Below are 11,483 nucleotides of genomic sequence, written 5' to 3'. Positions count from 1 at the left end.
TTTCTAAAGAAAATAGCTCTTTATTTGGAAAGAATGAGTTTGTTTTTGCTATTTTTTAGTAATATTTTGCACTTTAAAGAAATATTTTGCTTCAAGGAAAGGGCACTTTTAGTATTTTTGTATGTTAATAGTTTGTTTTTTAAAATATACAAAATAAAAGTAAAAAAAGAAGCAAAAGTAAAGAGAGAATGGCGCGTTTACCAGAAAGACTTTTAAGTGGTTACCAAAACTTTATAAACAATCATTTTTTATATAAAATAGCAGATTATCAGCAATTGGCGATTGAGGGGCAGAAACCTGAAGTTTTGGTCATTGCTTGTTGTGATTCGCGTGCAGTACCAGAAATGATTTTTGATGCTAAGCCAGGGGAAATTTTCACCCTGCGCAACGTGGCGAATGTGGTTCCTCCTTTTTCTCCTGATGACCAATATCACGCAACATCAGCAGCTCTTGAATATGCTGTGCAATTGCTTGAGGTGAGACATATTGTCGTTTTTGGTCATGCCCATTGTGGAGGCATTCGTACTGCTCTTAATGAGACATATAAATCTTTATTATCAAATGATTTTATCGGTCAATGGATAAGTCTCTTAGCACCAGCAGCAGAAATCGTTTTGAATAATAAGTCGCTGTCTTGGCCAGAAAAACAGACGGCATTAGAGCAGCTTTCTATTCGCCATTCGTTGAGAAATTTAGAGACGTTTCCGTGGATAAAGCTTCGCAAAGATCAAGGTTTTTTGACATTGCATGGGGTTTGGTTTGATATCTCTAGCGGAAAATTATGGAGCATGGAACAGGAAACAGGTTGTTTTATGCGTGTTGAAGTTGAAAGTTTTGAAGTATAGTATTTGTTGTTTTTATTTCTTCGTATAAAAAGATATTTTATGATAAAACTTGACAAAGCTGGGGTTTTATTGTTTGAAGGAGCAAGCTTTCAGTGACAAAATTAACTTGGAGCCACCGACTGAGACCCCAGTTTAAGGGTATAAAGAGATCTCAGAGGTCAACATCCGACGGCGCGATGCGTTCTCGGATGCTATTTTGGTTTGTTTGTTATGCAACAATGAGGTAAATGATGTTTGAATCCTTGCAAGAGCGACTTGGTTCTATCCTGTCTCATTTGACGGGACGTGGCGCTTTATCGGATCAGGATGTTGTAGAGGCGCTGCGTGAAATTCGTCGCGCTTTATTGGAAGCTGATGTTGCTCTTGATGTTGTGCGCTCTTTTACCGATAGAGTTCGGGAAAAAGCTGTTGGGGCCGAAATCGTTAAATCAATTAAACCAGGCCAAATGGTGGTTAAAATTGTTCATGATGAATTGGTTCATATTCTTGGAAATGAAAGCGTTCTGAGTGATTTAAATGCACCAGCTCCAGTTGTTATCATGATGACTGGTTTGCAAGGTTCCGGAAAAACAACTACAACAGCAAAGCTTGCAAAACGTTTTACTGATAAGCACAATAAAAAAGTTCTCATGGCGTCATTAGATACACGCCGTCCCGCTGCACAGGAGCAATTGCGCCAATTGGGAGAGCAGGCAAAACTTGCAAGCTTGCCTATTATTGCGGGTCAGCTGCCCGTTGATATTGCATCACGTGCCGTGCAGGCTGCTAAATTAGGTGGTTATGACGTGCTTCTTCTTGACACAGCAGGACGTAATCATATTGATGAAGCTTTGATGCTCGAATTGGCTGAAATTAAAGCATGTTCCCTTCCTCATGAGATTATGTTGGTGGCTGATAGTTTGACGGGGCAAGATGCCGTTCATCTTGCTCGTTCTTTTGATGAGCGTGTAGGGATTACGGGGATTATTTTAACACGTATGGATAGTGATGGGCGTGGTGGCGCTGCTCTTTCTATGCGTGCTGTTACAGGTAAACCAATTAAAGCAATTGGAACTGGTGAAAAAATAGATGCTTTAGAAGAATTTCATCCCAGTCGTATTGCTGATCGTATTCTCGGAATGGGGGATATTGTTTCTTTGGTTGAAAAAGCTGCTGAAACAATGGATCATGAGAAAGCTGCTGCTTTTGCAAAAAAAATGCAAGCCGGAAAATTTGATCTGAATGATCTTGCAGAACAGTTGCAGAAAATGAAAAAACTGGGTGGAATGGGCGGTATTATGGGCATGTTGCCAGGAATGGGGAAAGTCAAAGAGCAGATTGCGGCTGCGGGGTTTGATGATCGTTTGTTTGATCGTCAATTGGCCATTATTTCATCTATGACACCCAAAGAGCGGGCGAATCCAGAGCTTTTAAAACATAGCCGCAAACAACGAATTGCTAAGGGGTCTGGTACGACGGCGGCTGATATTAATAAACTTTTGAAGATGTATCGCCAAATGGCTGATATGATGAAAGCCATGGGTGGTAAAGGAAAAAGTGGTTTTATGGGAAAGATGTTGGGAGGCCTTGGTTCCAAAATGGGTTTTGGTGGTATGGGAAACTTGGGAGGGGATTCTCCAGCTATGCCGGATTTGTCGGGATTGGATCCAAAGCAATTCTCAACGCTTCAAAAGCAAATTGAAAATGGTAATGGAGGGAAGCTTTTGCCCGGACTTCCCAAGCGTGGACCTACTTTTCCTGGTCTTTCCAATGGCATTGTCGATGGGGGAAATTTTCCTCAGCATCCTAAGAAAAAATAAGATGTAAAGAGGGAAAGGAATATAATGCAGGAAACAGTATTAAACGAATTGGCACATTTACGAGCATCCATTGATAATTTTGATGCAACTTTGATTCATATCTTAGCAGAGCGGTTTCGTTGTACGAAAGCTGTTGGGCGCTTAAAAGCGCGTTATGATTTGCCTAAAGTAGATCCTCTGCGTGAGCAATATCAGGTAGCGCGTTTGCGGCAATTGGCTATGGATAGTGATCTTGATCCTGATTTTGCTGAAAGATTTTTAAAATTTATTATTAAAGAAGTTGTGAGTCATCATGAAGTTATTGCTGAAGAGCAAAAAACAAAAAAAGTCAATTTAAACGAAAGCCAGAGCTGACAATAGGAGATAAAATATGGCATTGAAAATTCGTTTGTCCCGTGGAGGTTCAAAAAAACGTCCTTACTATCATATCGTCGTTGCAGATGTTCGTAGTCCGCGCGATGGGCGGTTTCTTGAACGTGTTGGTGCATGGGATCCAATGTTGCCTAAAGATGGACCGAGGGTGAAACTTAATGAAGAACGTATCCAATATTGGCTTGGGCAAGGGGCTCAACCAACAGATCGCGTTTTACGGTTTTTAGATGCAGCTGGCTTGAAAAAGCGTCCAACTCGTAATAATCCACATAAAGGTGAACCGGGTAAAAAAGCACAAGAACGTATAGCAGCAGCAAAGCAAGCAGCAGAAGAAGCAGCGGCAGCGGCTGAAGCAGAATCTGCTTCAGCATAAGAAGCATGATTGTTTAATCAATGTGTTTTTAAAAGCTTTAGAAAAATAAATATTATCCGTTTTTGTCTATCAAAAACGGATTTTCATTAAAAAGCTGCTTGTTTAAATTGCGCCGTTTTTTTTAAATCAATGGTTTTAAAAATCAATGGCGCGGCCTTTAATTTCCCAGTCTCCATAGCGGGAAGGGTCTTTGCCGCCGCGTCCGCCGTTTTCTAAAGGTTGTTCTTTTTTTGCTGCGCGTTTTCGTCTTTCTTCAGCTTCTTTAAGGGCGCGTTGTGCTGCGGGAGAAAGAGATTGCTGTTTAACGACAGTTGCATTTTTTTTGCTTGTTTTCTCATCTTTTTTATTCATTTTACACCTATTCCATTGAAGAAGCAGAAAGAAAACACCATCATATAGTATTGATTGACTTTTATCATGGAGTTTTTTGAGTAATGAATATAATGCGTACAGCTATGCTTTTGGCTTTTTTAACTGCTCTCTTTATGGGAGTTGGTTATCTTGTTGGAGGGGGCGGTGGCATGGTCATTGCTCTTTTGATGGCAAGTGGTTTAAACTTTTTTTCTTATTGGAATTCAGATAAAATCGTTTTACGCATGTACGGGGCGCGTGAAGTTGATCAGCATTCAGCACCAGTTTATTATAAGATTGTAAGCGATTTAGCACAAAAGGCTTCTCTTCCTCAACCAAAGGTTTATGTTATTGAGAATGCACAGCCAAATGCTTTTGCAACGGGACGTAATCCGCAAAATGCAGCTGTTGCTGCAAGTACTGGGTTGTTAGAGCGGTTAAGCGCTGAGGAAATTGCCGGCGTTATGGCGCATGAGCTTGCACATATTGAGCATCGTGATACGTTAACAATGACTCTGACCGCAACGATTGCAGGGGCAATTTCAATGCTTGGTAATTTTGCTTTCTTTATGGGAGGACAGCGTAACTCTTCAGAAGATTCTCATGGCGCTGGGGCAATTGGAGGATTTATTGCATTGCTCGTGGCGCCTTTTGCAGCGATGCTGGTGCAAATGGCGATTAGCCGTACACGGGAATATGCTGCGGATCGGAGAGGGGCTGAAATATGTGGTAATCCTTTATGGTTGGCTTCGGCATTGCGTAAGATTGCTGATGGGGGACGTGGGGTATATAATGAAGAAGCAGAGCATAATCCAGCAACCGCGCATCTGTTTATTATTAATCCTTTGAGCGGTGAGGGAGCGGATAGTCTTTTTTCGACACATCCAGCAACTGCAAATCGTATTGCTGCTCTTTATCAGCAAGCAGAAGAGATGAAAGGGGCTCTTGCCAAAAGTGTGGGATGGAATAAAGAAGACGCTATACATGAAAAAAGCAGCGGGATGAACTATGGAGATTTTCATAGTGGTCAGACTCATGCATTAGGTGAGAAAGAAAATAGTTCTTTTCAGCGTGTTAAAAAACGTCCTTCTTGGCTTCGTTATGAAAATTCAAAAAGATCTCGTTCATAGAGTTATTGAGGGAGCTCTTGAGAAAACTGTGATATAAAGGTGGTGGTTTGAAACACAAAAAAGCGGGGCATGTGTCTGAAAAAAATGTTCCAGGATTAGCTGTTCGACAGGTGTGTGTGCGTCTTTTGGGGGCGGTAGTTGATAAGTACACGCCTCTGTCTGGTTTGACGGATAATGAACACGGACATCCACAATATTTGAAGCTTTCACAACGAGATCGTTTGTTATGTCGGGCTATTTTAACAGCTTCATTGCGTCATCGAGGGCAGATTATGGCGGCTCTCTCACGCTTTTTGGCGCGTCCTTTGCCTTCACAAGCACTTTCACTTCAGCATCTTTTGCATATCAGTGTTGCACAAATTCTTTATCTTGATATTCCCGATCATGCGGCTATTGATTTAGCTGTGCGTGTGGCGAAACTTGATCCTCGAATGCGCCGTTTTTCAGGGGTGGTGAATGCTCTTTTGCGCAATGTTGCACGTGAGGCAGAGCCTTTACGTCAACAAGTTCCTACCATTGAAGGTGTGCCAGCGTGGTTTGGACAGCTTTTAATATCAGCTTATGGAACAGAAAAGGCACATCAGATTATCGCAATTCAAAGTGTGGAACCTCCTTTCGATTTGACAGTGAAATCTGATAGTGGTGGATGGGCTGAAAGGCTTGGCGGTGTGGTATTGCCCAATGGTTCTGTTCGATTGAAGCGTCTGGAGTGTTCTGTTTCTGATTTACCAGGCTATCGTGAAGGGTCTTGGTGGGTCCAAGATTTTGCAGCAGCTTTGCCTGCTTGTTTACTTGGGAGTATTGAGGGTAAACGCGTTGCTGATCTTTGTGCGAGCCCTGGGGGAAAAACAGCACAATTGGCTTTGCAAGGGGCAGAGGTGACAGCAATTGAGCTTTCTGCTAACCGCGTAAAGCGTTTAAAAGAAAATATGGAACGGCTTCATTTTTCAGTTCACATTTGGCAGGGCGATGTGAGAAATTTCTATCCCACACAGCTTTTTGATGCAGTTCTTCTTGATGCTCCTTGTTCTTCTACAGGAACAATCCGTCGTCATCCGGATATTTTATGGACGAAATCGAGGGAAGATATCGTCAAGTTAGTGGCGTTGCAATATGATTTGCTTGTCGCAGCAATTTCTTTGGTAAAGGAGGGGGGACGGATTGTTTTTTCCAATTGTTCATTGGCAAGAGAAGAAGGTGAAGATCTTATTGAAAAAATTTTATCGACACGCAATGACATTGTTTTAGACCCTATTTATCCAGAGGAAATGGGAGCACTGGAACATTTGCTTTGTGGGGGGATGTTACGGACAACGCCTGCGGATTTTTGTCATAAAAATTTTGATGCTGAGAAAACCGTATTTTTAGGAATGGATGGTTTTTTTGCTGCGCGCTTACGAAAAATTGCTTAATTAACGCTTCATTTACAAAAATGGTCGAAATTGTATTTGATTCAGCATAAATGGAGATAAAATTTTGGCGGTTGCGGTAAAAGCTCCTCAGGTAAAAGTGGCAGCCTGTATCGATACGATACAGAATGTTATGCGGCGTTTATGGGTTGGACCATTGTTTCGTTGGCGGTTTTCAGGGTTTCGTCCTCATAAAATTTTAGCGCATCCCATGGATTTGCATGTAGCTGATCCGATGATGGCGCATGAATTTTATCATGGTCGTTTTGCTTTTGCTGGTCACATTGTTCATTCTGGTGCTGTTTCTCCGTTTTCATTGGTTCCACCAACGCTAGAATGGGAAGCGGCTCTACATGATTTTCATTGGTTGCGCCATATGGAGGCAGCAGGAAGTGATTTAGCTTCTGCACATGCACGCTCTCTTTTAGAAGACTGGTTTGACCATGCTGGTAAGAAGGTAAAAGGGCTTGCTTGGAGTGATCCTGTTGTGGCGCGGCGCTTGATTTCATGGATTTGTCATTCGAAAATGTTGTTAGAAGGGGCAAGTGAACGGTTTGAAAAACGCTTTTTACGTGCACTTGGTTTGCAATTTCGTTATTTGCGCGTAACAATTTGTAGTATGGAGCACAATGATCAACGTTTACAAGCAGCAGTGGCTTTGACATTCGCATCTCTTGCTTTGCCTGTTTCTACGGCAGTGAAAAAAAAGGTACAAACCACACTTATAGAGGAGCTTTCCCGTCAAATCCTAGTTGATGGTGGGCATATTTCCCGTAGTCCTGTTATTTTGCTGAATTTGTTATCGGATTTATTGTCGTTACGGCATCTTTTTATGCGTAGCAATGAAACAGCACCCCGTATTTTGATTGATTCTGTTGAGCGTATGTTGCCAGCTTTACGATTCTTTATCCATGAGGATCAAACGTTGGCCCATTTTAATGGGGTTGGTCCCCTTGTATCGGAACGGTTATCATCACTTTTGGAGCTTGATGAAACAGGAGGCCATCCTTTTAGTTATGCCCGTTATTCAGGATTTCAGCGCTTAAAAGCCAATCAAACAACAGTGCTTGCAGATACAGGAAAGTTTCCACCCCGCTCTGTAGCACAGCAGGCTTGTTCGGGGTGTTTGTCTTTTGAAATGTCTTCACAAGGGCACCGTTTTATTATCAATACCGGTGTTAATCCTGATGGGCGGGAAGATTATCGACATTTAGGGCGTGTTACTGCAGCACATTCAACAGCTACGCTTAATGATTGTTCAGTGGGTGCTTTTTATCATAAAAAGAAAAATGGCGCGCCATTTTTGTTTGATGGACCAACAGATGTTCAAGTGTGCCGTATAGAGGATTCAGAGAAGACGGGTTTTATTGCGAGTCATAATGGTTATATGCGACCCTTTAATCTTATTCATGAGCGTGGTCTTATTTTGGCGACAAATGGAGATATGATTGAGGGTTTTGATCGCTTTTTTATGCCCAATAAAGGGGGAAAGAGACACAAGAGTGTGCAAAATGAAAAAAATCATGTTGCTGTTCGGTTTCATCTTCATCCACAAGTTGAAGTTAACTATGATGGCGAACGTGTGTGTTTAGCCGTAAAGAATGAGAACGTGAAGAGCGAACAAGTATGGTATTTTATATCGCCTGATGCAGATATTTGTCTTGAAGATTCGATTGATTTTGCAGAATTAACAGGTCCACAACGGACACAACAGATTGTTTTATATTTTCGTCCAGCATTTCAGGAAAAAGTTCGTTGGCGTTTTATCCGTAAAGCGTTTGATAAAAAATTAGAACATTATTCCAACCCATAGTATATTGCGTTTTATCTTGCGTGTCGCAAAACATTATCGTTTATTGTGGTAATATTCTCAAAATTTGAAGATCATATCAATTTTATACATGAACCATTTTGTTAGAGTATGGGTTGGATGTTTTTAGGCAAGGTTTGCTCATAGAATCTCATGAGGTGATGCTAAAAGGGATTGGCTCCAGAAAAAAAGTTTTTGGAAAGACCATTGTTGACAGATGAGTACTGGTTAAGGATCTTCATATCTTTAAAGATATGGAGAGAAAATTAAGCTGTTGCTTATCTTCGATAAGTTTTTAAGTGTGCTGTTGGGATCAATATTTATCTCTGAGAGAGTTGCATTAATAGGGCTACACTCCTCACGAAAAACAGAGCGCTATTGTATTGTATATTCACGGACTTATTTTAAAGAAAAATCCCTTAACGCTTCCAAGCCTATTTTGCGACGATGCCCGTGATGGGTATAACGGTAAATCCATTAAGCACCCCCCATCTTTACGCTTATGAAGGAGCAGTTCGGCACTATCACACTATTTATCAGTGCCCAATGTTTGTAACAACTCTTGGCACTAGAGATGGTTCATAAGAGGCATTTTTAGCCTTTTCTTAATAGTTTTTATCCATACAGCTCTCCCCGCTTGTAACGTGCAGGCGAATGGTTTTGGTTGATTCAACATACATAGATTTGAAATGGAAGAATCTCACGGTATTCGGAGTTCTAATTCAATATGAATAACGCTAAATTATCATTATAAATCAAATGTTGTATATCACAGAAACACTGAAAATTTGAGAAACAATACACAGCAATGGCTGAGAAAAACAACTCTTCTGCTCTTTATTATTATTATACTACAAATGAAGGCGTAATAACAAATCACAAAATGCACGCTTTTTCAGAGCAAAGCATTCTCTCAAATATCTCAAACAACTTTCATAAAGATTTACGCGAATAACGTCGTGCAATTGAATCAATATCACCTCGACAAATTCCAAGATCGCTGAGTTCATATGTTGAAAGACGACTTAACGCATTAACGGTTCGACGATAACGGCGCCAATTACTATAAAAACGTAGAATATTCATATCCTCTACTCAAACTTTTCATTACACTCTTTAGTTTAAGAATAGAGCATATTACTAAAAAGAGTTGTGTTATAATATCATAACAGGTATGCATCTACATACAAGATAACATCCCTTTAACATTTTCCTCATGTGAAAGGGCAACCATTAAAAATATCAACAAGAACAATATTCTTTCCCTAAACAATGGCTAAATTATGTGCATTTTCTTCGGTGATAAACTTCTTCACGTGTAGATTCTTTGGATTGAATAACTTCTTCCATTTCAATAGTTATCAATAGTTATACGATGATTATGAAAAATTCCTTGAAACATTTGTCTTATACGAAGAGGGAATCAGCAAAATTATTAATGGCGGAAGTGTCGTGTTCCTGTAAAAACCATTGCTAAACCCTGTGCATCAGCAGCGGCGATAACTTCTTCATCACGCATGGAGCCTCCTGGTTGAATAATTGCTGTTGCCCCTGCTTCAGCTGCTGCTAATAAACCATCTGCAAAAGGAAAAAATGCATCTGATGCAACAACAGATCCTTTTGTAAGGGTTTCTGTTAAGCCTGCTCTTTGCGCACTTTCTGCTGCTTTACTTGCAGCAATTTTTGCTGAATCGATGCGGCTCATTTGTCCGGCTCCAATTCCAACTGTTGCGCTATTTTTCGCGTACACAATAGCATTTGATTTAACGTGTTTTGCTACACGAAAAGCAAATTGAAGATCACGCATTTCATCTTGAGTTGGTGCCCGCTTTGTCACTACTTGCAATTTAAGATCATCCACCACCACGTTATCACGTGATTGCACTAAAATGCCTCCTGCAAGTGTTTTCGCAAGAAGTCCTCCACAGCGTGGATCAGGAACTCCACCTGTAATGAGCAAACGAAGATTTTTTTTCTTGGCAATAATTTCACGTGCCGCCATTGTGGCATCAGGAGCAATAATCACTTCTGTGAAAATTTTAACAATTTCTTCAGCACATTCCTCATCAAGGGTTTGATTTAAAGCAACAATTCCACCAAATGCCGATACATTATCACACATAAGAGCTTTCAAATAAGCGTCTTTCAAATTTTCTCCTTCCGCAACACCACAAGGATTGGCATGTTTAATAAGAGCGACAGCAGCGGTTTTTTGCGGATCAAATTCTGCCACAAGCTCAAAGGCTGCATCTGTATCATTCAGATTGTTATAAGAAAGCGCTTTGCCTTGTAAAAGTTTTGCTGTTGCAATACCAAAACGTTTTTCATTATTGCGATAAAATGCTGCCTGTTGATGTGGATTTTCCCCATAGCGCATAACACTTTCAAGATGACCGGAAAAACTCTGCCATGATGGAATTTCAATTTTTAAATCCCGTGCAAACCACGATGCTATTGCCGTATCATAGGCAGCGGTGTGTGCATAAGCGCGCATTGCTAGCTGATGACGCATAGATAAGCTTAAACATCCATTATGCTGCTTTAATTCAGCTAGAATCGAATCATAGTCGTTTATCGCTGTTACAACACCGGTATAAGCATAATTTTTTGCCGCGGCGCGAATCATCGCCGGTCCACCGATATCAATATTTTCAAGAATCGTTTGCCCATCGGCTCCCGATAGGATCGTCTCTTCAAAAGGGTAAAGATTCACCACCAAAAGATCAATTCCATGAATGCTGTTCTTTTCCATAGCTTCCCTATGGCTAGGATCTTCTCTTACCCCTAACAAAGCACCATGAATCAAAGGATGGAGTGTTTTTACACGCCCATCCATTATTTCAGGAAATCCGGTAACTTCAGCAACATCTTTTACGGGTAAACCAGCTGCTATGAGGGTTTTTGCTGTTCCTCCTGTTGAAATTAATTCAACATTGTAAGTAGCATGAAGGGCTTGTGCAAAAGCAACCACACCCGTTTTATCAGACACAGAAAAGAGAACACGACGAACCCGATGAAGATCAGGTATGGGAAAATTTTTGGCAACAACACCCATAACAGAAGCCTTAAAAATGAAAGAGTTAAAATTCTAGTAAAACACGCTTATACGTTTATAGCATAAGCCTTTAGCAAAATACACTGAAAGGATAAACTGTCTTTTTAGAATATAGGATGCTCACCTTTTTCTATTATCCTGTAAAAACCTCTCATTTGAGGTGTGGTGATAGGTATAAAAGTCGCGTTGAGAAATTAAATGTTTTTTTGTTGCTTATAACTCAACATCTCATCTTCATAGCAGTTGTGAAACAAAAAATGCTTCCGTATATTCTCTGCTATATTAGCTTTTATACTAGATGAAGGCGAAAGTATTGCGTATATCAATTGGAGTAATCTC

At 40.6% G+C, this 11,483-nt stretch carries 10 protein-coding genes; 7 read left to right on the top strand and 3 right to left on the bottom strand.

Translation table 11 applies throughout. From position 1 onward, the window contains the following. The first annotated feature begins 188 nt into the window (after positions 1-188). From PVV63_RS00160 to rpsP, 4 genes are all read left to right on the top strand, one after another. Positions 189-845, top strand: coding sequence for a carbonic anhydrase (locus PVV63_RS00160; RefSeq protein ID WP_273790076.1), 657 nt, complete (start codon positions 189-191; stop codon positions 843-845). A 230-nt stretch (positions 846-1,075) separates the two neighbouring features. Then, entirely contained in the window at positions 1,076-2,644 is a 1,569-nt protein-coding gene (ffh, locus tag PVV63_RS00155; protein ID WP_273790300.1) for a signal recognition particle protein, read from the top strand. 24 nt (positions 2,645-2,668) lie between these two features. Then, positions 2,669-2,998, top strand: a complete 330-nt coding sequence (locus PVV63_RS00150) for a chorismate mutase (RefSeq protein ID WP_273790075.1) — start codon at positions 2,669-2,671, stop codon at positions 2,996-2,998. 16 nt (positions 2,999-3,014) lie between these two features. Beyond that, positions 3,015-3,389 carry a 30S ribosomal protein S16 gene (gene rpsP, locus PVV63_RS00145; protein WP_273787601.1) on the top strand — a complete coding sequence of 125 codons (375 nt, stop codon included), beginning with the start codon at positions 3,015-3,017 and terminating at the stop codon, positions 3,387-3,389. 135 nt (positions 3,390-3,524) lie between these two features. Here rpsP and PVV63_RS00140 read toward each other — a convergent pair whose 3' ends face one another. Further along, a complete protein-coding gene (locus PVV63_RS00140) occupies positions 3,525-3,740 on the bottom strand; it encodes a DUF1674 domain-containing protein (RefSeq protein ID WP_273790074.1) in 216 nt (71 codons plus the stop codon). Positions 3,741-3,823: 83 nt separating this feature from the next. Here PVV63_RS00140 and htpX point away from each other — a divergent pair, with 83 nt between their 5' ends. The 3 genes from htpX to PVV63_RS00125 all read left to right on the top strand — a co-directional run bounded on the left by htpX (position 3,824) and on the right by PVV63_RS00125 (position 8,092). Continuing rightward, positions 3,824-4,870 carry a zinc metalloprotease HtpX gene (htpX, locus tag PVV63_RS00135; RefSeq protein ID WP_273790073.1) on the top strand — a complete coding sequence of 349 codons (1,047 nt, stop codon included), beginning with the start codon at positions 3,824-3,826 and terminating at the stop codon, positions 4,868-4,870. A gap of 47 nt (positions 4,871-4,917) precedes the next feature. Continuing rightward, complete coding sequence (locus PVV63_RS00130) at positions 4,918-6,282, top strand: RsmB/NOP family class I SAM-dependent RNA methyltransferase (RefSeq protein WP_273790072.1); 1,365 nt, start codon at positions 4,918-4,920, stop codon at positions 6,280-6,282. Between the two features lie 64 nt (positions 6,283-6,346). Continuing rightward, complete coding sequence (locus PVV63_RS00125) at positions 6,347-8,092, top strand: heparinase II/III family protein (RefSeq protein WP_273790071.1); 1,746 nt, start codon at positions 6,347-6,349, stop codon at positions 8,090-8,092. Positions 8,093-9,022: 930 nt separating this feature from the next. Here the strand turns inward: PVV63_RS00125 and PVV63_RS00120 are convergent. After that, entirely contained in the window at positions 9,023-9,175 is a 153-nt protein-coding gene (locus PVV63_RS00120; RefSeq protein ID WP_273790070.1) for a DUF1127 domain-containing protein, read from the bottom strand. A gap of 349 nt (positions 9,176-9,524) precedes the next feature. Next, complete coding sequence (gene purH / locus PVV63_RS00115; RefSeq protein ID WP_273790069.1) at positions 9,525-11,144, bottom strand: bifunctional phosphoribosylaminoimidazolecarboxamide formyltransferase/IMP cyclohydrolase; 1,620 nt, start codon at positions 11,142-11,144, stop codon at positions 9,525-9,527. Between the last annotated feature and the right edge of the window lie 339 nt (positions 11,145-11,483).

This window comes from Bartonella sp. CM31XJBT (genome assembly GCF_028618555.1).
Taxonomy (GTDB): Bacteria; Pseudomonadota; Alphaproteobacteria; order Rhizobiales; family Rhizobiaceae; genus Bartonella.
Note: the sequence above shows the minus strand (reverse complement) of the source record. Positions and strands in the feature narration are given on the sequence as shown.

Coding starts and splice junctions, on each gene's coding strand:
- PVV63_RS00160 (WP_273790076.1), top strand. CDS start 189: ATGGCGCGTTTACCAGAAAGACTTTTAAGTGGTTACCAAAACTTTATA.
- ffh (WP_273790300.1), top strand. CDS start 1,076: ATGTTTGAATCCTTGCAAGAGCGACTTGGTTCTATCCTGTCTCATTTG.
- rpsP (WP_273787601.1), top strand. CDS start 3,015: ATGGCATTGAAAATTCGTTTGTCCCGTGGAGGTTCAAAAAAACGTCCT.
- PVV63_RS00140 (WP_273790074.1), bottom strand. CDS start 3,740: ATGAATAAAAAAGATGAGAAAACAAGCAAAAAAAATGCAACTGTCGTT.
- PVV63_RS00120 (WP_273790070.1), bottom strand. CDS start 9,175: ATGAATATTCTACGTTTTTATAGTAATTGGCGCCGTTATCGTCGAACC.
- PVV63_RS00150 (WP_273790075.1), top strand. CDS start 2,669: ATGCAGGAAACAGTATTAAACGAATTGGCACATTTACGAGCATCCATT.
- purH (WP_273790069.1), bottom strand. CDS start 11,144: ATGGGTGTTGTTGCCAAAAATTTTCCCATACCTGATCTTCATCGGGTT.
- htpX (WP_273790073.1), top strand. CDS start 3,824: ATGAATATAATGCGTACAGCTATGCTTTTGGCTTTTTTAACTGCTCTC.